At 55.8% G+C, this 21,376-nt stretch carries 16 protein-coding genes; 12 read left to right on the top strand and 4 right to left on the bottom strand.

The genetic code is table 11. The annotated features are described in order from the left end of the window. Positions 1 to 43: 43 nt before the first annotated feature. Positions 44 to 3,274: an efflux RND transporter permease subunit gene (locus ABD937_RS16085; RefSeq protein ID WP_345256791.1), complete on the top strand. Its 3,231-nt coding sequence runs from the start codon at positions 44 to 46 to the stop codon at positions 3,272 to 3,274. Positions 3,275 to 3,278: 4 nt separating this feature from the next. Here the strand turns inward: ABD937_RS16085 and ABD937_RS16090 are convergent, their stop codons facing one another. After that, complete coding sequence (locus ABD937_RS16090) at positions 3,279 to 3,776, bottom strand: DUF4411 family protein (protein WP_345256792.1); 498 nt, start codon at positions 3,774 to 3,776, stop codon at positions 3,279 to 3,281. 8 nt (positions 3,777 to 3,784) lie between these two features. Next, complete coding sequence (locus tag ABD937_RS16095) at positions 3,785 to 4,912, bottom strand: ImmA/IrrE family metallo-endopeptidase (protein WP_345256793.1); 1,128 nt, start codon at positions 4,910 to 4,912, stop codon at positions 3,785 to 3,787. Positions 4,913 to 5,164: 252 nt separating this feature from the next. Between ABD937_RS16095 and ABD937_RS23915 the strand changes: the two genes are divergently transcribed. From ABD937_RS23915 to ABD937_RS16130, 8 genes are all read left to right on the top strand, one after another. Continuing rightward, on the top strand, positions 5,165 to 5,482 hold the full coding sequence (locus ABD937_RS23915; protein WP_425185811.1) for a DUF6660 family protein: 318 nt from the start codon (positions 5,165 to 5,167) through the stop codon (positions 5,480 to 5,482). Between the two features lie 71 nt (positions 5,483 to 5,553). Continuing rightward, on the top strand, positions 5,554 to 9,870 hold the full coding sequence (locus ABD937_RS16100) for a CusA/CzcA family heavy metal efflux RND transporter (RefSeq protein WP_345256794.1): 4,317 nt from the start codon (positions 5,554 to 5,556) through the stop codon (positions 9,868 to 9,870). A 5-nt stretch (positions 9,871 to 9,875) separates the two neighbouring features. Next, positions 9,876 to 11,108 (top strand): efflux RND transporter periplasmic adaptor subunit, encoded by a 1,233-nt coding sequence (locus ABD937_RS16105; RefSeq protein WP_345256795.1) that lies wholly within the window; start codon positions 9,876 to 9,878, stop codon positions 11,106 to 11,108. Further along, positions 11,098 to 11,568, top strand: a complete 471-nt coding sequence (locus tag ABD937_RS16110) for a Fur family transcriptional regulator (RefSeq protein ID WP_345256796.1) — start codon at positions 11,098 to 11,100, stop codon at positions 11,566 to 11,568. Before ABD937_RS16105 ends, ABD937_RS16110 begins: the two co-directional genes overlap by 11 nt. Before the next feature lie 25 nt (positions 11,569 to 11,593). Then, positions 11,594 to 12,199: a methyltransferase family protein gene (locus tag ABD937_RS16115; RefSeq protein ID WP_345256797.1), complete on the top strand. Its 606-nt coding sequence runs from the start codon at positions 11,594 to 11,596 to the stop codon at positions 12,197 to 12,199. An 84-nt stretch (positions 12,200 to 12,283) separates the two neighbouring features. Continuing rightward, positions 12,284 to 14,236, top strand: a complete 1,953-nt coding sequence (locus tag ABD937_RS16120; RefSeq protein ID WP_345256798.1) for a heavy metal translocating P-type ATPase — start codon at positions 12,284 to 12,286, stop codon at positions 14,234 to 14,236. Positions 14,237 to 14,370: 134 nt separating this feature from the next. Continuing rightward, entirely contained in the window at positions 14,371 to 15,510 is a 1,140-nt protein-coding gene (gene tcmP / locus ABD937_RS16125) for a three-Cys-motif partner protein TcmP (protein WP_345256799.1), read from the top strand. Positions 15,511 to 15,527: 17 nt separating this feature from the next. Then, positions 15,528 to 16,244 (top strand): DUF5131 family protein, encoded by a 717-nt coding sequence (locus ABD937_RS16130; protein WP_345256800.1) that lies wholly within the window; start codon positions 15,528 to 15,530, stop codon positions 16,242 to 16,244. Positions 16,245 to 16,555: 311 nt separating this feature from the next. On the opposite strand, the gene ABD937_RS16135 is transcribed toward ABD937_RS16130, so the two are convergent. Continuing rightward, positions 16,556 to 16,732, bottom strand: coding sequence for a hypothetical protein (locus ABD937_RS16135; protein ID WP_345256801.1), 177 nt, complete (start codon positions 16,730 to 16,732; stop codon positions 16,556 to 16,558). A 191-nt stretch (positions 16,733 to 16,923) separates the two neighbouring features. Between ABD937_RS16135 and ABD937_RS16140 the strand changes: the two genes are divergently transcribed. The 3 genes from ABD937_RS16140 to pulA all read left to right on the top strand — a co-directional run bounded on the left by ABD937_RS16140 (position 16,924) and on the right by pulA (position 20,048). Beyond that, positions 16,924 to 17,151: a hypothetical protein gene (locus ABD937_RS16140; RefSeq protein ID WP_345256802.1), complete on the top strand. Its 228-nt coding sequence runs from the start codon at positions 16,924 to 16,926 to the stop codon at positions 17,149 to 17,151. 88 nt (positions 17,152 to 17,239) lie between these two features. Continuing rightward, positions 17,240 to 17,980, top strand: coding sequence for a phosphatase PAP2 family protein (locus ABD937_RS16145; protein ID WP_345256803.1), 741 nt, complete (start codon positions 17,240 to 17,242; stop codon positions 17,978 to 17,980). Positions 17,981 to 18,059: 79 nt separating this feature from the next. Continuing rightward, positions 18,060 to 20,048 carry a type I pullulanase gene (gene pulA, locus ABD937_RS16150; RefSeq protein WP_345256804.1) on the top strand — a complete coding sequence of 663 codons (1,989 nt, stop codon included), beginning with the start codon at positions 18,060 to 18,062 and terminating at the stop codon, positions 20,046 to 20,048. Between the two features lie 260 nt (positions 20,049 to 20,308). Here the strand turns inward: pulA and ABD937_RS16155 are convergent, their stop codons facing one another. Beyond that, positions 20,309 to 21,322 carry an LLM class flavin-dependent oxidoreductase gene (locus ABD937_RS16155; protein ID WP_345256805.1) on the bottom strand — a complete coding sequence of 338 codons (1,014 nt, stop codon included), beginning with the start codon at positions 21,320 to 21,322 and terminating at the stop codon, positions 20,309 to 20,311. Between the last annotated feature and the right edge of the window lie 54 nt (positions 21,323 to 21,376).

Raw genomic sequence — 21,376 nt, forward strand, 5'->3', positions numbered from 1 at the left:
TGCTGGTCGGACGGGCTTCGGCGGCCTGCTTTAATTCACTTTTATGCTCAATAGGCTCATACAATTTTCCCTGCGGAACAGGCTGTTCGTAGTGGCATTCAGTGCCCTGATCATGGTATATGGCGTGATCACACTCATGAACCTACCCGTCGACGTTCTTCCCAACCTAAACCGACCCAGGGTAACGATCTTCCTTGAAGCAGGTGGAATGGCTCCTGAGGAGGTGGAAGCGCAGGCTAACCTTCCCGTAGAGACCGCACTCAACGGTGCGCCAGGCGTAGAGGCCGTGCGCTCTGTAGCCTCCCCAGGGTTGGGGATGGTCTTCGTAGAATTTGACTGGGAGACGGACATCTACCGTGCACGCCAACTGGTTTCAGAGAAGCTACAGACGGTGGAGATGCCGGAAGGGATCACCCCACAGCTTGGACCCATCTCGTCGATCATGGGACAGATTATGCTGTTGGCCGTAACCAGCGACACTACGTCGCCGATGGACTTGCGCACGATTGCTGACTTCACGTTACGCCGGCGGTTGATGAGCGTGAAAGGTGTTTCCCAAGTAATCCCGATTGGTGGAGAGCGTATGCAGTACCAGGTGCTGGTTTCCCCGCAGAAGATGCGCCAATTCGGTGTTACGATCGAAAACGTAGATGATGCGCTGCAGCTGGCTAACCAGAACACTACTGGCGGCTTTATAAACAACGCCGGTTCCGAGGTTCTGATCCGCAACATTGCACGTACGACGGACATTCGGGATATTGCCAACACGGTCGTTAAAGGTCAGAACGGAACCATAGTGACACTATCGCAGGTGGCTGAGGTACGCTTAGGAGGCGGGTTGAAACGCGGTGACGGATCGTTCAACGGGAAGCCTGCCGTGATCCTGAGCGTGGAAAAACAACCTACGGCCAGCACCGTGACGCTAACGGATGATGTTTTGGAAGCAGTAGCGGAGATGCAAACGACGCTGCCTAAGGACGTGAAGATCCATACCGACGTGTTCCAACAGAAGAACTTCATCGTCAACTCCATCACCAACGTGGAGCATGCGCTCCGGGATGGCTTTATCCTGGTCATCATCATCCTTTTCCTCTTCCTCCTGAACTTCCGCACGACGATCATCACACTTACGGCGATCCCATTGTCGCTGATCATCACGGCGATCGTATTCAAGATCTTCGGGATCTCCATCAACACCCTCACCCTGGGTGGCCTGGCCATCGCCATCGGCGAGCTTGTCGATGACGCGATCGTGGACGTGGAGAACGTATACCGCCGCCTGAAGGAGAACTGGACCCTGCCGCAGGAGCAGCAGCGGCCCCTGATCAAGGTTATTTACGAGGCCAGCAGCGAGGTCCGTAACTCGATTGTGTACGCCACCATTATTGTGGTTCTGGTATTCATCCCACTCTTCTACCTCCAAGGGATCGAAGGACGCATTTTCGCGCCCTTGGGTATTGCGTACATCACTTCCATTGTTGCTTCTCTGTTTGTGTCGCTGACGCTGACGCCAGCGCTCTGTAGCTATTTCCTGAACCGCCGCAGCCACCTGGCACACGTAAACCTGAAGTTCTGGAAACGTCGGAAGGACCCGGACGCAGCCGCCGTGGACAGCAGCCAAATGGCAGTCGATAGCCTATCCCTTCAAACAACCAAAGATGATGAGCACGATAGCCCACTGGTCCGCTGGTTAAAGAAGCAGGATCTGAAACTGTTGCACTGGAGCCTGAAGCGAACCGGACTGGTGATCGGAGGCTCGGTGGCACTGATTGTCCTGTCGTTCGTGCTGGTGCCCTTCTTTGGTACAGAGTTTCTACCAGCTTTCAATGAAGGCAGTTTTACCGTGACCGTGGTGGCTCCTGCAGGTACATCGCTGGAGGAGTCGAATAAGATCGGCACCATTGCCGAGAAGCAGATCCTGAAGGTGGAGGGTGTTGCGCTTACATCCCGCCGCACGGGCCGCGCTGAGCTGGACGAGCACGCAGAGCCACCGAGCTATTCTGAGATCGACGTAGCGCTCACTGACCAGGAAGGTGGTCGGAGCCGGGAGGCGATCCTGGAGGACATCCGCCACAACCTGGACGTCCTGAAGGGGGTAAGCGTGAATATCGGTCAGCCTATCTCGCACCGCCTGGATCACCTCCTGTCTGGAGTACGGGCACAGGTGGCCATCAAGATCTTCGGTAATGACCTGACTGCCCTGCGTTCAACGGCAGGCGCCGTCCGAAACACCATTTCTGGTGTGGAGGGCGTTGTCGATGCCCAGGTGGAGAACCAGGTCATGATCCCCCAGCTAATGATCCGAATCGATCGGACCCGGATTCAGCAGTACGGGCTGCGGGTGGGTGAGGTGGCTAATGAGCTGGAAACCTTCTACAACGGCCGTGTTGCCGGCCAGATCATCGAGGGACAGCAGTCTTTCGACCTGGTGGTACGTGTTCAGGACTCTGTGCGTATGGACCTCGACCAGGTGCGAAATACACCGATCGCAACCGTTGGCGGTGCACTTATCCCTTTAAGCCAGATCGCAACGGTTGACCTGGAGAACAGCATTAACGTGGTGAACCATGAAAACACCCAGCGTAGGATCGTCGTTTCTGCTAACGTCCAGGGACGTGATCTGGGAAGTACTGTAGCAGAAATGCGAGGCACCGTACAGAAGTCCATCAAGCTGCCGCAGGGGTACTTTATTGAGTGGGGAGGGCAGTTTGAAAGTCAGCAGGCTGCATCCCGGCTGATCCTGCTCCTAAGCCTCTTCTCATTCGCGGGCATCTTCCTGGTGCTATACAGCCACTTCAAATCCTGGCAGATCGCGGCGCAGATCATGCTGAACATACCCTTGGCTTTGATCGGAAGCGTGATCGCCGTACTGCTCACCGGTGGAGTGTTCTCAATCGCTACCTTGGTCGGGTTCATCACGCTTACCGGCATTGCGTCCCGCAACGGCATCATGATGATCTCCCACTACATTCACCTGGTGGAGCACGAAGGGGAGCGGTTCGGCGACCCTATGATCATCCGGGGTTCGCAGGAGCGCCTGGTACCGGTGCTGATGACAGCGCTGGTAGCTGCACTGGCCCTAATCCCACTTACCTTGGATGCGACGGCTCCCGGTAAAGAGATCCTCTACCCGGTGGCGACGGTGATCCTCGGAGGCTTGGTCAGTTCGACTCTGTTGGATATTATTGTGACACCCGTTGTTTTCAAGCGGTTCGGTAAGCGGTCCCTTGAAAAGTATCTTTCTTCCAAAAAGGCTGACAGTTTAGTAGATTGATTTTTCAAAAAGTCTCACCAAGCTCCCGGAGCATTCCAATTGGATTGCAGATCTGCACTCCATGCACTTGGCATGCATCTGGGAGCTTTACGCGCTTTTTGCAGTTTGGATCGGGAGTTTCGTGGGTGACCACTTTTAAGCCTCCTGGGTTGGAAAGCGCATAAGCCACGAGCCATGCGTCTGCCTCATCGGCATCAAGAAATTCATGCAACGCCGCAGCGGTGAAATGATCGCTTCGAGAACTTGCCCAGCCGATCACGGTGCCATAATGGCCCAGGTGTGGAGACGTATCGCAAAAGAAGGTATTTGCGAGGCTACCGCTGCACCAATGCTTCAAGGGGTCGTCTTGTCGGTAAATTTCGTTTTTCACCTTGTCTATGCTGCAAACGGCGCCTCGTGCCGCGAGTTCGCCGACTTTGCTCCAGAAGCTGGTTGCAACGTCAAACGGATATGATCTCTGATGAGCTTCGATGAAAAAGTTTGTATCAAGAACGTATACCATTGGCTGGGCTACAGATGTTGAGTGAAAAATGTTTGGAATGTGTCACCTTTCAACCCCGTAAGCCGATACGCGTCTCTGTAAAATAAACTGCCGCTCTTAACGGCTTGATTCACATGCGTAGCGAAAAGCAAGCCTATCCGCTTCTTGGTAGTCGCATAGAAGTTGCCCCCACTGTCTTGCTCCTTCTTTTTGGTGAACTCGCGCAGTATGTATTCTTTGTAGAATGCAAAAAAACGCTGTCTGCTGATCTTCCCAGTGTCAAGAGCACGTCGGGCGATCACCAGCTCGCTCACCTTGAAAAAACGGGCATATCGGGCAAAGCCATGATCTCCATCCCAAACTTCGTTAAAGAGGTCAGTTGGGACAAGGAGTTCTGCCGCAACTGCATTGCAAAAGCTCTCTGTCGGGTCGTCCGCCGGCTGAAGTCTCATCATGTCAAATCCAGCACTTTCACCAAGCCATACGTGCGCAACTTCATGCGCAATTGTAAACAATTGTGCGGCTTTGCTATCTGCATTGTTAACGAACATGAAGGGTGCATACTTGTCAACTAAGACAAACCCTCGACATTCGTCGACGCTGATTGCTCGGTTTGTACTGTTGCCGACCACGCCATTGAAGGAAACGTTTACGCCAGCCCCCTCGATTCGTTGCGTGAGGCGATCAAGAGCATTCTGCCAGTTGCTGCAATAGGACGCCCAGTTTCTCGCTAAGCCAAGGGTTTGCCGTATATCGTCGACCACCAACTGTACGTCTGCGTCAGCTGTGAAGCGTCCCACGAACGGCACTGGTTCAAAATCGTTTTCTTGCAGATAGTCGCTAAGCCATTCTTGGCGCTGCTGAATCATAAGCACCGTGTCATACACATTGATGCTTACTTTCTGGGTTGCCTTCCTGTTTGTTCGGAAAAATGGCATTGGAAGGGCTTCTTTCGGCGGCTCCGGCAGGAGGAGGTAGCCAAACGGTAAGTAGACTTTCTTAGAAAATTCCTCCAACTGCTTCAGAGTCGGCTGCTTTGTGCCGTTGAGCCAATGCTCCAGTTTAGGGTACTTGCCAATGAACTCCTGCAAATCGAAGCCAGCCCGGTCTACCGCCCAGGTCATCATGTTTGCATTAATGTTCAGTCCAGCACTCATAGCAACAGCAAAAGTAAAATTATTGATCGACAGCGATCGAATTTAGTGCGACGTGCTGGGATACAACAATTTATAGAATGTAATACTCTTGTGGGAAAATGCTCAGCCGAAGGAGTGAATTAAATTTCCTACTCTACCGAATAAAATTAAGGAGATACACATCGAGGAGGAGCAAAATCAAAGAGGTCGTCTGCAACGGAGGTTCAATTTTGTTTTGCTTTTTGCTATTCTTGTCTGCTACCTTTGCGACCGATGAGAATTTTTGCTTTTCTAATGGCCGTCCTCGTTCTGGCGCTGAGCATGATGCCCTGCGCTGACAGCGACATCACTGGAAAGCAAGATCCTTCTCATTCCCTGGTGAAGACCAGTGGTGACCATCAGAACGACGAACCAGAGGACAACTGTTCTCCGTTCTGCCAATGCACTTGCTGCGCTGGATTTTTCCTGAACCATGCTACGGCGGCAATCGCCTACCATCCAGTACTTCCACCAGCCAGCCGATTCCCGCATCCTCCAGCGGCAATCCTCGACAGATCGCTACCTGTCTGGCAGCCTCCTCAATTGGGATAGTTCCGTTTGACTCCGTGTGCCCGTATACCAACGGGATCGCTTTCATTTTCCCATTGAAAGGCTAATTTTCTATGCTTGACAAGATCATTCTGTTCAGCATACGGCACAAACTTGCCGTAGGCTTATTTACTCTTTTACTTGTGGTCTGGGGACTTTGGAGTGCATCCAGGCTCGCCATCGACGCCGTCCCCGACATCACTAACAACCAGGTGCAGGTGATCACTACCGCGCCGACCCTTGCCAGCCAGGAGGTAGAACAGTTCGTGACCTACCCCATCGAACAGGCCCTGGCCAACATTCCTGACCTGGTGGAGATCCGCTCCATCTCTCGCTTCGGGCTGTCCGTGATTACGGTTGTCTTTGAAGACAAGGTCGACGTCTACTTCGCCCGCCAGCTGATCAACGAAAAGCTCAAGGAGGCCGAGGAACAGATTCCAGAAGGGATGGGTAGTCCTGAGCTGGCACCCGTGAGCACAGGCTTGGGGGAGATCTTCCAGTACATGATCCACCCCAAAAAGGGTAGCGAGGACAAGTACACCCCGATGGACCTGCGCACGATGCAGGACTGGATCGTGGCGCGGCAGCTTTATGGCACAGCAGGGGTGGCCGAAGTCAACAGCTTTGGGGGGATGCTGAAGCAATATGAGGTCGCGATTGACCCCAACCGTCTCAAAGCCTTGGACGTGAGCATCGCCGAAGTGTACCAGGCCCTGGAGCAAAACAACGAAAACACAGGGGGCGCTTATATTGACCGTAAGCCCAACGCCTATTTCATACGCGGGGTTGGGCTGATCACCTCGTTGGAAGACGTCGCACGCATCGTCGTAAAGAACACCAGCGGCGTACCTGTACTGATTGGGGATGTGGCCAACGTGCGGTTCGGCAATGCAGTTCGCTATGGCGCTATGTCCCACAACGGAGAGCACGAAGTTGTTGGAGGTATCGTCATGATGCTAAAGGGTAACAACAGTGCTGAAGTAGTGGCCCGCGTGAAGGAGCGGCTGGAGACCATCAAAAAGTCCCTTCCAGCCGACGTGGAGATCGAGTCTTTCCTGGATCGCACTTCCTTGGTCAATCGGGCCATGTCCACTGTTAAGCGAAATCTGATTGAGGGTGCGCTGATCGTCATTTTTGTGCTGGTGCTTTTCCTCGGTAACCTGCGGGCGGGATTGATCGTCGCTTCCGCAATTCCGCTGGCCCTGCTCTTCGCGCTCGGTTTGATGAACATCTTCGGCGTCTCGGCCAACCTCATGAGCCTGGGGGCAATCGACTTCGGGCTGATCGTAGACGGCGCCGTGATCATCGTGGAAGCCACCATGCACCACCTGGCGCTGCGCAAAGGTGTCGGTCGGCTAACGCAAGGCCAGATGGATGAAGAAGTGTATGAGTCCGCCTCTAAGATCCGCACCAGTGCCGCATTCGGGGAGATCATCATCCTGATCGTTTATATCCCCATTTTGACGCTCGTTGGCATTGAGGGTAAGATGTTTCGCCCGATGGCCCAAACCGTCGCATTTGCCATCTTAGGGGCCTTGCTGCTGTCCCTGACCTATATCCCCATGATGTGCGCGCTGTTTTTACCCAAAACGCTCGGACACAAGCGGAACCTCGCCGACCGCATGATGGAATTTTTCCAGCGCCTGTATACGCCTGCACTTCGGTGGGCGATCCGAATGAAGTACCTGATCGTGGGCGTTTCCGTAGCCGTGATGGCATTAACGATCCTGGTGTTCTCCAGGCTCGGTGGTGAGTTCATTCCGCAGCTCCAGGAAGGGGACTATGCTTTTCACTGCATTCTCCCGCAGGGTTCCTCCCTCTCACAAAGTATCGAGACTTCCATGCAGGCGTCCAGGATCATCCGTTCCTTCCCTGAGGTGAAGGACGTCGTTGGTAAGACGGGAAGCGCCGAAGTTCCTACCGATCCCATGCCACCCGAAGCCTCCGACCTGATTATCGTGCTGAAGGACATCGATGAGTGGAAAACCACGAAAGACTACGACGAACTCGGTAAATTGATGGAAGAGAAATTGGAGGACATCCCAGGTGTCTTTTTTGAGGTGAACCAGCCGATCCAGATGCGCTTCAACGAGCTGATGACTGGGGTGCGGCAGGACGTGGCCATTAAGATATTCGGGGAGAACATCGATACCCTGGCGTCGCTGGCGCCACGTATTGCCAATGTGATCAACTCGGTGGAAGGAGCCACGGAGCCGCAGATTGAACGGACCGCTGGCCTGCCGCAGATCACGGTGGAATACGACCGCCGACGCATCGCCAGCTACGGCCTCAACATCGCAGAGGTAAACCGAGTCGTCAGTACCGCTTTTGCGGGTGGTACCGCAGGGGTCGTATTTGAAAACGAGCGTAAGTTCGACTTGGTGGTCCGCCTGGACAGCATTCACCGCAACTCCATCGAGGATGTCGCTAACCTTTTCATTCCGACCCCAACGGGCGCACAGATCCCGCTGAGCCAGGTAGCTACCGTTTCATTCAAGGAGGGACCTGCGCAGATCAGCCGCGAGGACGCCAAGCGTCGTGTTGTGGTCGGCTTTAATGTGGAAGGGCGTGATGTGCAATCTGTCGTGCAGGACATCCAGGGAAAGCTCAATCGAAGCAACATCCTTCCTACTGGCTACTACCTGACCTATGGCGGCACATTCGAAAACCTGGAGCAAGCCTCGGCTCGCTTGCAGATTGCAGTGCCTGTTGCTCTGCTCCTGATTTTCGCCCTGCTCTATTTCACCTTCCACTCGCTCAAGCAAGCCGCGCTGATTTTTACTGCGATTCCGATGGCAGCAATCGGCGGCGTATTCGCGCTGGTGCTGCGGGGAATGCCCTTCAGCATATCAGCTGGGGTAGGCTTTATAGCGCTGTTCGGCGTGGCCGTACTGAACGGCATCGTGCTGATCGGAACCTTCAACCAGCTTGAGAAGGACGGAATGACCAATGTGCTGGCCCGTGTGATCGAAGGAACGAAGATCCGCTTGCGCCCCGTGCTGATGACGGCCACGGTGGCCTCCCTGGGATTCCTTCCGATGGCGCTTTCGTCTGGCGCTGGTGCGGAGGTCCAAAGACCGCTGGCTTCCGTGGTTATCGGTGGGCTGGTCACTGCGACCCTGCTCACCCTTTTTGTACTCCCGTTGCTTTATATCATTTTTTCGAAGTCCAGGCCGACGGGTGGCGGCAAGGTCCCCAAGGTGGCCGTATTGCTGTTTGCCCTGCTCACGTCCCCGACACTCTTTGCCCAGGACACACGAATCACCTTTAAGCAGGCTTATGATACGGCCCTGCGGAACAACCTGCAACTGCGTTCATCCGACTTGCAGATCGAGCGCTCCAGGGCATTGGCGGGGTCTGGGTATGCCATCCCGCGCACGGGCATCTTTGCGGAGAATGAAGACATCAACCCTGAAGACCGAAAGGGGATTCTGAAAATCGGGGTTTCCCAGAACCTGGACTGGCCAGGCTTGTACAAGGCGCAGCGAAACCTTTTGCAGCAGCAAGTTGGGGCCGTAGAAGCTGCACGGCGGGTGCGTGAGCTGGAGATCCGCCGTGATCTGCAAGCGGCGTACTACCAGATCTGGTACCTGCAAAGCAAGCAGGAGCTGTGGCGGCGATTGGATAGCCTCTACACGTCTTTCGCACGCGCAGCCTCACTACGCGTCAGGACAGGGGAGAGCGCGGGTCTGGACTCGCTGTCGGCTTCAGCGCGGGCGCGTGAGATCAGCGTTCAGCTCGGATTGCTCCAGCGGGACATCCAGGCGAGCCAGGAGGCCCTGAAGCGCGTCCTGAACACACCAACTTCCTACCTGCCACCGCTGACACCACTGGAAAAGGTGTCGCTGCCAGCCCTGGTCGATTCCCTGGCCGCACATCCGTCTTTACAGGTGCAGACCCAGAACATCAACATCGCCGAGGCAGAGCTGAACGTGCAGCGTCAAAGCAACAAACCGAGCTTTGAGAGCCGCTTCTTCTCGCAGCGCCTCTACGGCGTATCGAATCCTTTTTCTGGGTTTTCGGTAACGGTTGGCATCCCCATCTTCGGGAGGGGGGCTTATCGAAGTAAGGTGCGCGCAGCACAGCTTGAACGGCAGTATCAGGAGTCCGTGTTGGGATATGACCGACTTGCTCTTGCAACCGCCTACAACCAGGCTTTGCAGCAGCTACGGAAAGACCAGGAACTGCTACGGTTCTACGAAGAGTCGGGGTTGGCGCAGGCGGAAGCGATCATCAAGGCGGCGAATCTGGCCTACCGTGGCGGTGAGATCAATTTCAATGACCTGTCGCAGTACCTGACCCAGGCCATCGACATGCAGAAGGCTTATCTCGACATGCTAAACGGTTACAACCAGGCAGCCATTCAAGTAAACTATTATCTAAATCGTTGATCGATATGAAAACACATTTGTTCGTAATACTGATTGCTGGCTTTTTCGCCAGCTGTGGGGGTAAACAGGCTGAACCCGCCAAAGAAGCGGAAGAGCACCATGACGAGGCGCCCTCCAACGTCGTCTCCCTCACAGAGGCGCAGATGAAGACAGCCGCAATCCAGCTCGGCGCCATCGAAATGAAGAACCTCACGACATCCATCAGTGCCAATGGCATGCTCACAGTCCCAAACCAGAACAAAGCGTTCGTGACCGCACTTTACAGCGGCGTAGTCCGCACGCTGACGATTCAGCCAGGTAACTACGTGCGGAAGGGCCAAACCATTGCTACCATTGTCAACCCTGAGATCGTGCAGCTGCAACAATCGCTGATCACCGTCAATGCGGAGATCAGCATGTCAGAGATCGAGGAACGAAGGCAGCAGGAGTTGGTGGAGGGCCAGGCCGCGCCCCTGAAAAACCTGCAACTGGTGCGGACCCGACTCAAAACCCTGCGGGCCGAGCGTGCTGGGGTGCAAAAACAGTTGGCGACGTTGGGTGTTTCTGCTGGCGGTGCGCTGACTTCGACTCTGCGTGTAGAGGCCCCGATCAGTGGTACCGTAAGCACGGTGCAAGCCCAGATCGGATCGAACGTGGATGCATCGACACCTATTGCGGAGATCGTCAATAATTCCCAGCTGCACCTGGACTTGTTCGTCTACGAAAAGGATCTTCCGAGGCTCCACGACAACCAGGTGATCCACTTTACGCTCACCAACAACCCAGGAAAGGAGTACGACGCTAAGATCTACTCTATCGGTACCGCGTTTGCTTCCGCCTCCAAGACCATCCCCGTACATGCTGTGGTAAGCGGCGATAAAGCGGGTCTCATTGAGGGAATGAATATTACGGCGCTGATCAGCATCGGTACAGCCGTTTTGCCCTCGGTCCCTTCGGATGCCATCGTTACGCACGGTGGCCTCGACTACATCTTCGTAAAGACTGCCGCTGCCGCCCCCGTAGAGCATCATGAGGGGGAGAAGGCGCATGCTGGGGAGGAGGAACACAAGGAAGAGGAGGGTCATGCTGAGGCGCCTGGAGTGAGCTTTGAGCGGGTTCAGGTGATCAAGGGTGCATCAGATGTAGGCTACACAGAGATAAAGCCCGTGAAGGCAATTCCGCCTGGCGCACAGATCATCACGAAGGGAGCGTTCTTCGTTCTGGCGAAAATGACAAATACGGGCGGCCATGAGCACTAACAAGCACCACACGGCTCTGGAGCTGGAGCAGCGCCTGAAGGACAAAGGCATCGCTCCAACGGCGATGCGTCTGCTGGTCTTCGAGTTCTTCCTGGATCAGACTTCCGCTCAAAGCCTGGTGGATCTGGAGCGGTATTTCAATCATGCGGACCGCACAACGCTCTACCGAACCCTGAAGACATTTGAAGAGAAGGGACTGATCCACTCCATTGAGGACGGTACGGAGGCCACCCGATATGCGCTTTGTGCCGAGGGCTGCCGTGCGGGTGATCACTATGACTTGCACCTGCACTTCTACTGCTATGGGTGCCAGCGGACGATTTGCCTCCCGCGCCACAAAGTGCCAGAGGTGACAGTGCCAGATCATTTCGCGTTGCAGGAACTGACATTGATCGCAAAGGGGCTATGCGACGCCTGCTCCCAAAACAATGCAATTCAGTTGCACGGGCCTACGAAATAGCTTTGTGACAACAAAAGCAACGGATATGGACACGATCACGCTTCGGTATTTCGCCCCTCTTTTCTTTATAGCCTACTTCGCGGCAGCCTTTGTCTGGCCGAGCCTGCGGGTTTACCGAAAGACAGGGAAGAACCCCGTCACGTTCGGCGGCGCCGATACTGCGCATGACTTCATCGGGACCAGCTTTAAAGTGCTCCTGGCGCTTGTTGCAGGGACGCTGGGCCTTTTTGCTTCTGGTTCCGAGAGCTACAACTATCTCTTGCCAGCCCACTACCTGGAACAGCCTTTTGTACGGTGGATCGGTGTCGGACTTTGCCTGATCTCGCTGGGTTGGACCCTGGTGGCACAGTGGCAGATGGGGAACTCCTGGCGGATCGGCATCGATGAGAAAGATCCAGGCGCTCTGGTCACCCAGGGGTTGTTCGCCCGCTCGCGGAACCCAATCTTCCTCGGTATGCAGGTAACACTGTTGGGATTGTTCCTTATCACTCCCAACGCACTTACCGCGGCAGTGCTGATCAGCGGCTGGCTTCTAATCCAGATCCAGGCAAGGCTGGAAGAGCCGTTCCTGGAAGGCCAGTACGGTCACTCCTACCAGGAATATCGGGAACGTGTACCGAGGTTTCTGTAACCGAAGTTACGGCAGGCAGAATGGCGGGTGCCAGGTATCAGTGGACTAATTGTGACTAATAGGTGGTGCAGAAACAATAAAACAATGGAACAGAACGAATCTACGGTAGGGAGAACGGCTCCAATAGCAAAAGTAATAGGCCATCAGCATGATGACGGTCATGATCACGGGGCGGAGGTGCCAGGCTGGAAAGCTCACTGGGACTTGCTGCTGGCCCTTTTCATCCTGGCGGTACTTCTCACCCTGGAATACGGTTTCGACATTCAGTTGCCGCAGGTAGCTTCGCTGATCGTAAACGCTATTGCTTATCTGCTTGCTGGCAGAGGGGTACTGAAGCTCGCCTGGCGAAAAGCAAGTCGCGGCGACATCTTCAACGAGTTTGTCCTAATGAGCGTCGCCACCATCGGAGCTTTTGCCATCAACGAGTTCGAAGAGGGCGTGGCCGTAATGGTGTTTTACCAGATCGGCGAATGGTTCCAGGATGCAGCCGTAAACCGTGCAAAACGCAGTATTAAGGCATTGTTGGATGTGCGGCCCGACACCGTTATAGTTGCCCGTCAGGAAGGCGACGTGGAGGTCCCTGGAGCTGACGTAGGGGTCGGGGAAACCATTGTGGTGCGACCAGGTGAGAAGGTGGCACTGGACGGGGATCTACAGACGGAGAGCGGATCATTCAATACTGCGGCCCTTACAGGCGAGAGTAAACCCGATACGAAGTACCGCGGTGACCAGGTGCTGGCGGGGATGATCAACCTGAACACGCCTGTGCAAATCAAGGTCACTGCGCGGTTTGCAGACAGCAAGTTGAGCCGCATACTGGATATGGTGCAGGACGCCACAGCACGCAAGTCGCAGACTCAATTGTTCATCTCCCGTTTCGCGAAGGTGTACACGCCGATCGTCTTCTTTCTCGCGCTGGCCCTGTGCCTGGTTCCTTATTTCGTCGTGGACGAATACGATTTTTATACCTGGTTCTATCGCGCACTGGTGTTCCTGGTGGTGAGCTGCCCCTGCGGGCTGGTGGTAAGCATTCCGCTGGCTTATTTCGGCGGGATCGGTCTGGGGTCTCGAAATGGTATTTTGTTCAAAGGCGGTAATTACCTGGACGTAATGACGAAGATTGATGTGGTGGTCATGGACAAAACGGGAACCCTTACGAAGGGCGTATTCAAAGTGCACCAAGTGGTTCCAGTCAGCCTTTCCGCTGGGGAGCTGGTGCGTGTTGCAGCTGCGTTGGAACGCAATTCAACACACCCAGTGGCCTTGGCCATAGTTGCTCACGCAGGTGGCGCAGCTGGCGAGAAGGCAGAGCAGGTCGAAGAGATTGCGGGCCACGGTCTCCGAGGTGTGTTCGAGGGGAAGCAGCTGCTGGCAGGAAACCTCAAACTGCTCCGCAAGTTCAGTGTCGGGTACCCTACGGAAGTTGAAATGGTCGCGGACACCTTGGTTGCCGTTGCCGTAAATGGACAGTACGCAGGGTACATTACCATCGCCGACGAGGTGAAGGAGGACGCACACGCTGCCATCAAAGAGCTTCAACGGCTCGGTATCGGCACAGTAATGCTGTCTGGCGATAAGCAGGCAGTAGTTGATAAGGTGGCTTATGAGCTGGGGATCACGCAGGCTGATGGAGATCTCCTGCCAGAAGGGAAGGTTGAGAAGGTCCAGGAGCTGAAGGATGCTGGTAAACGCGTGGCTTTCGTCGGAGACGGTGTGAACGACGCACCAGTGGTTGCACTTGCGGATGCTGGAATAGCAATGGGTGGGTTGGGATCTGACGCAACGGTGGAGGCCGCCGACATCGTGATCCAGAACGACCAGCCTTCAAAGATCCCTGCGGCTATCAAAGCAGGGCGGATCACAAAACGAATCGTCTGGCAGAACATCGGTATCGCTATGCTGGTGAAGGTTGCGGTACTCACACTGGCCACAGGTGGTGCGGCGAACCTTTGGGAGGCTGTGATCGCGGACGTAGGTGTTGCGCTTCTGGCGATTCTTAACGCCGTTCGCATTCAGCGATCAGACTTGGAGGCGTAAAATGCAACATTTAGAGAGTCACTTCATTTTGGTCTTTGTGAGCTGAACAAGCCGAAGGAGTTCGTATATTGAGATGTGGTACGATCAGCGTAAGTAGGTCGACGCCATGCCTTTCTAAACCAATTCTAACGCATATGGCAGTAAAAGACCTTCACGAGAAACCTTTTGACCAGGGAACAATCGCGAAGCTGGAGATCTTCCAGGACTACGCAAAAGCATGGCTCCCGACTTTTGTAATGCGCAATAGGCCCAAGGTCTGCGTCTTCGACTTTTTTGCTGGGACTGGGTATGACAAAGAGGGAACGCCAGGTAGTCCGATACGAACCCTTCAGACGATCCGAGAGCAGCTTCATGAGATCCTGCCCAAAGGGATTAAGGTTCATGTTCACCTGAACGAGTTTGAGCCTACTAAATCGCAACAGCGCAAGTTCGAGGCGCTGAAACAAGCGTGCGAAGAGTTCCTCGACCAGAATAAGGATCTGCGTCGGGCGACTGTAATCCACTACCATAACGAGGATTGCGGCAATCTTTTCCCGCGGCTGTTGTCAGAAATGAATGAGCACCCTTCCTTGGTGTACATGGACCAGAACGGGGTCAAGTTCTTGGCTGACCAATACTTCCTGGAGCTTGAGAAGCAACGTGAGACTGATTTCCTTTACTTCGCGTCTTCGTCGTACATCTGGCGGCTTGGTGAAACCCCTGAGTTCCAGCAGCTCGGATTCGATGTCGATGAGTTGAAGAAGGGCACATATAGTAGTGTACACCGCGGCGTGATCGAACAGCTTCGTCGGCGTATTCCGCCCAAATCGCCTCTGCGCCTTTACCCGTTCTCGCTGAAGAAGGGAAAGCGTGGGGAAAACGTCTTCGGGATCATCTTTGGTGCCACGCACCCACGGGCCGTCGACAAGTTCCTGGCTATTTCTTGGAAGCGAAACGTCGTGAACGGGGAAGCCGACTACGACATCGACGGCGATGCGAAGAAAGTCCAGACGACACTGTTCGATGTGCAGCCGTTGACCAAGATCCAGAAGTTCAAAGAAAATGTAAAAGCCAAACTGCTTGCTGGTGAGATTACTGATAACTTCGGCCTTCTGGAGTTTGCGTATGAGGAAGGACATATCCCCGCACATGCAGCGGAGGTGGCGAAGGAATTAAAGGCCGCGAAGCGGCTTGATTACGAGGGGACATCGCCACTGGTAACATACGACAACGTTTATAAGAACCCGCGCCCGCAGAAATATGTGCTGGCAAAGGCAAAGACCGCAGCTGTGTAGTTGCAAATTGACCTAATATGGCACAAACAAGTATCGAATGGACCGATGCTACGTGGAATCCCACGACGGGCTGCGATAAGATCTCTGCTGGCTGTAAGTTTTGCTACGCAGAGGTAATGTCGAGTCGGTTGCAGGCAATGGGGGTTGAAAAATACAAAGACGCTTTCGAGGTCCGCATGCACCCCGACGCCCTCAACCTCCCGTATACGTGGCGTTCACCGAAAACAGTGTTCGTGAATTCGATGAGCGACTTGTTTCATGCAGAGATACCACTGGCGTTTATCAAACAGGTGTTCGACGTCATGAATGATAACCCGCAACACGTCTTCCAGGTCCTTACCAAGCGCAGCGATCTACTGCTGGAGTACAGTTCGGAGTTGCGCTGGGGACATAACATATGGATGGGGGTGTCTGTTGAAAACCAGAAAGTGATGCACCGCATCGACCATCTTCGGCGCACTGCTGCCCGTGTGAAGTTCCTGTCATGTGAGCCGTTGATCGGGCCATTGCCGAAAATGAACCTGACAGGAATCGACTGGGTGATCGTCGGCGGGGAGTCTGGCCACAAAGCGCGCCCGATGAAAGAGGACTGGGTACTGGACATACTGGACCAGTGCCAGGCAGCGGACGTGAAGTTCTTCTTTAAGCAATGGGGTGGACGTAATAAGAAAAAAGCGGGCCGGCATCTTCTCGATCAGACCTGGGATGACATGCCTCTTCGGACAGAAATGTAACGATCTCAGAATACAGGATAGTTAGCCCGGTGAGGAGGCAAAAAAACGCTAAAAAAGGCCTTTTTGTACCTTCCTTGTACCTAAGTACAATGAAACCCGCTCCCGTAGCGGGTTTTTACTTTCTGTATCGGAAAGTAGAACCGGCACACCTTTGTTTGCCGGCATTGAGGGCGACCGCCAGTAAAGAACGGAGCTCATTCCCGATGCCCGACTAAGGTGCGCAGCAGATAGCGTCCGTCATTATCCTGCGATCAAAAAACGGCTTTTCTGCGCTGCCACCTGTAAGCCTCTCATTCGCACTTTTGCTGTGTTCAGAAGGCCGCATTGCAGGGCCGCTCACCAAGACAGTGCAGCAGGTGGGTAACGAGTGTTTTCTGCGGGCGCAGCGCTTCCTGGCTGCGTCCGTGCAGTACGGCCTGATACAGCTTCTTGAGCTCCTGCCGGTAAAGCAGCTTTAAGGTTTCCTGTTCGATCTGTTGGGTGTTCATGGGTGGTGTTTGTGGACGCTTCTATAGGTCCGAAAATCATTCCCTTCCCCAGTTGGCCTTTTGTTAAACAGCGCTCCGCCTTAACAGCTCTTCTTTGGTTAGGTGATTCCCAGTACTTTCTTTATTTAGAAGTAGCAGGATTGGCTTTTTTCGGGATATTGCACGACACCTTTTAACCACATTCTTCCCCAATGAACCTCCACCGCTGGTATGAGGGTATGGACCTCCCCACCCTGAAGCTGCTCTTCGAGCACACCAAAAAGCAATTCGACCAGGCCACCTCCGATTCGAAGTCGCATCCCGAGATCACCGCCATCTACCGCGAGCTCAAAGAGATCCAGTACCGGATGAGCATGAAGGAGATCGAGGTGCGCCCGGCCCCCGACCCTGCCGCCGACGCGCTGCGCCAGACAACGTAAGCGCTCGACTCCAGCCTGAATAAACCCTTTCGCTCCGGAAGGGCTTTTTTCTGCCCGGCCCGGCACCCTTTTTTTACACAGGGCGGGCATGCAGAGCAGTACTTCCTTCCTGAAGCGTTATTTGGGCAAGTTGCCGCTCCGCCTGTTGGCGCTCCTCCTGTTGCTGGCAGGTGCCCTGCTCGGCTTTACCTATATCGCCCACACCGTACTCTGGGCGAAGGAAGAGGCAGCCGACAACGCGGTGCTCGCTTATATGGCAACGCATGTGGTGGACCCCGCCTGGACGCCGTTTATGGAGACGGTCACGCACTGCGCCTCCGCGGGCTTTCTGCAGGTAGGGTACGCACTGCTGGTAGGAGGGCTGCTGCTGCGCAAGAACTGGAAGCGGGCGCTTGAGATCGGGGTGGCCGGCCTTGGCGGGCACCTCCTCAATTACGTGATGAAGCTTTCCTTCCAGCGGGTGCGGCCGCCCCACCCGCTCATCGGCAAGCTCGAGAACTTTTCCTTTCCCAGCGGCCACGCCACGTCGGCCTTTATCTTCTACGGCCTGCTGGCCTACCTGCTCTGGAAGACGGAGCTGCCGAAGCCGCTGCGCGTCGCCGGCGGCGTCCTGCTGATCCTTTTTTCACTCCTTATCGGGTTCAGCCGCGTATACCTGCGGGTACACTATCCGAGCGACGTGCTGGCGGGAATCTGCATCGGCTTTGCCTGGCTGCTGCTGGTGATCGCGCTCTTCGAGCGACTCAAGAAGCGCTCCGACGAGGAGCTGCGACAGCCGGGAGCGGAGGGCGCGCACCGGCAGGATATAGCCGAGCGAAGGGCGATGTGAGCGACGAGTGCGGTATGCCCTTTCCGGATCGTCTTCTTATTAACAAGGGGGCAACGGCCCGGCGTATTATCTTTAGCGCATGGACCTCATCCACCGACTCTTTCCCGTAGCCGCGGCCGCCCTGCTCTGCTCCAGCGCCGGCGCGCAGGCCCCCGACTATTCCTCCTATCCTGTCTATAACGGCACCGACCTTGGCCTTCGCTGGAGCCCGCAGCGGGCGCAGTTCCGCATCTGGGCGCCCACGGCGGCGGCGGCGCGCGTGCTGCTCTACCGCGAAGGGGCCGGCGGTACCGCCCTGCGCACCGTAGCGATGAAGAAGGACGCCGGCGGTACCTGGGCCGCCACCGTGCCCGGCAACCTGGAGGGGCGCTACTATGCGTTCCAGGTGCAGCACAACGGCAAGTGGAGCGAGGAAGTGACCGACCCCTATGCAACCGCCGTAGGCGTAAATGGCCGCCGTGGCCAGGTGATCGACTTCCGCAAGACGAACCCCGCGGGCTGGACGGCCGACAAGGCGCCGGTGACCCGTAATCCTACGGATGCGGTACTGTATGAGCTGCATGTACGCGACGCATCGATACATGCTTCTTCGGGCGCCAGCCATAGAGGTAAGTTTCTCGGGCTTACCGAGAGCGGTACCCGCAACGCGGGCGGCGCCGCCACCGGTATCGACCACCTTGCCGAGCTCGGCGTGACGCACGTGCACTTGCTGCCTTCCTTCGATTACAACTCGGTGGACGAATCGCGTCCCGATAAGGTGCAATACAACTGGGGATACGACCCGCTCAACTACAACGCGCTGGAGGGTTCTTATGCCACCAGGGCTGACGACGGCGCTGTGCGCATCCGCGAATTCAAGCAGCTGGTGCAGTCGTTTCATAAGAAGGGACTCAAGGTGGTGATGGACGTGGTCTACAACCACACGGCGAAGTCGCACAACTCCAATTTCAATATCCTGGTGCCGGGGTATTACTACCGCCAGAAGGCAGACGGCTCCTTCTCCGACGCCACTGCCTGCGGCAACGAGACCGCCTCCGAGCGCCCGATGATGCGCAAGTTCATGATCGAGTCGGTACTGCACTGGGTGAAGGAATACCACGTGGACGGCTTCCGCTTCGACCTCATGGGTGTGCACGACATCGAGACGATGAACCGTATTGCTACGGAGCTGCACAAGGTGAAGCCCGACATCCTGCTTTACGGTGAAGGCTGGACGGCCGGCGCCTCGCCGCTGCCCGACGCGCAACGGGCACTCAAAGCCAACGGCATGCAGCTGCAAGGTGTGGCCGTGTTCAGCGACGACATCCGCGACGGCATCAAGGGCTCCGTATTCGATCACCACGACCGCGGCTTCGCCTCGGGCAAGTCGGGCATGGAAGAGAGCATCAAGTTCGGGATCGTCGCATCCACACAGCACCCGCAGGTCGACTACAGTAAAGTGAACTATTCGAAGAAGCCCTATGCGGCATCGCCGGCCGGTACCGTCACCTATTGCGAATGCCACGACAACCACGCGCTTTGGGATAAGCTCGCCATCTCCGCTACCGATGCGTCGGAAGAAGACCGTGCGCGGATGCAACGCCTTGCCAACACCATCGTGCTTACGTCGCAGGGTATTCCCTTCCTGCACGCCGGCACCGAGTTCCTGCGCGGGAAGAAGGGCGTCGAGAACTCTTACAATTCACCCGACTCGGTGAATGCGATCGACTGGTCGCTGAAGACGAAGAATAAATTCACGTTCGACTATATGCGTGCGCTCATTGAGCTGCGCAAGGCGCACCCGGCTTTCCGGATGACCAGCGCGGCCGATATCGCGAAACACCTGAAGTTCGAGTCGTCGGCGCCGGGAACTGTGGTGTACCGTATCAATGGGGCCGCGGTAGGAGATAGCTGGAGTACGATCCTTGTGGCGTTCAACGGCACGGCCGGCCCGGTGGCGGTACCGCTCGGCGAAGGCTCCTGGGCCGTTGCGTTCGACCACAACGGCCGCTACCTGAAGCGCGACCTCCGGCATACGTCGGTGCAGGTGCCTGCTTACAGCGCGGTGATCCTTTCCCAGGGCAAGTAGAACGGGTATTGGTCTATTTGTCTATTGGTAAAAAGTAAAGCCTGATAACACGAAGAAACGTACGGCCTGAAACAGATCTGAGATCAATACATCGGAGATCTGAACTCAAGGCAAGTACGTAGAAGAAGTGTTTATCGGTCTGTTTGATCAACGATACATCGTACGGCCTGATAACATTAGGAGCCCTTCGACCTGAAACACATCTGCGATCATTACATCTGACAGCTGAGATCAAAAAGCCCCGCATCAGCGGGGCTTTTTCATTGGGGCTTTTTGAGTGTGGCAAAGAGCTCGATGGAGCGGAGCACGTCGGCGTGGGCGATGGGACCGATGCTCATCTGGGCGAGGAAGCGGGTGTGCCCGAACAGCTCCTGCTGGTAGGCGATCTTATCGGCGACCTCCTGTGGTGAGCCTACGAGGAGCGCGCCTTTGGGACCGCAGGACGCGTCGAACTGGGCGCGGCTCATGGGTGGCCAGCCGCGCTCACGCCCGATGCGCCGCATCACCTCTGCATAGGGCGGCCAGAAAATATCCCGCGCTTTCTGCGAGGTTTCGGCCAGGAAGCAATGCGAGTTGATCCCCACCTGCAGCTGCGCGGTATCGTGGCCGGACTTTTCATACACTTCCTTGTACAACCGGATGTGCGGGGCGAACTGCGCGGGCTGTCCGCCGATGATGGCAAGGGCAAGCGGCAGCCCGTACTCACCGGCGCGCACGATCGACTCGGGCGTGCCGCCAACCGCGATCCAAACAGGGAGGGGGCGCTGCACAGGGCGGGGCCAGACGCCACGCTCCCGGATGGTTTGCGCGTGCGTTCCCTTCCAGCTGACCATCGTTTGCTTCCGGATCTCCAACAGAAGGTCAAGCTTTTCGGAGAAGAGCGCATCGTACAGGTCAAGGTCGTAGCCGAAGAGCGGAAACGATTCGATGAAGGAGCCGCGGCCTGCCATGAGCTCGGTGCGTCCGTTCGACAGTAGATCTACGGTGGCAAACTGCTGGAAGACACGTACCGGGTCGTCGGAGGAGAGTACGGTGACGGCGCTCGTCAGGCGGATCTGCTTCGTTTGCACCGCAGCTGCCGCCAGCACGGTGGCTGGCGCCGATACGGCGTAGTCGGGACGGTGGTGTTCGCCAACACCGAACACGTCGAGCCCCGCTTCATCGGCCACCCGTATTTCTTCGAGAAGATCGCGCAGGCGTTGCTGTGGGGATAGGTGCGCGCCGGTGTCGGGGTGCGTGCCGACGTCGCCGAAGGAGTAAAGGCCTAATTGCATACGTTCAAAGCTACGCACGGCCCCTGTCCCCCAAAGGGGAACTTTGTTCGGAAA

The organism is Flaviaestuariibacter amylovorans, assembly GCF_039541815.1.
GTDB lineage: Bacteria > Bacteroidota > Bacteroidia > Chitinophagales > Chitinophagaceae > Flavisolibacter > Flavisolibacter amylovorans.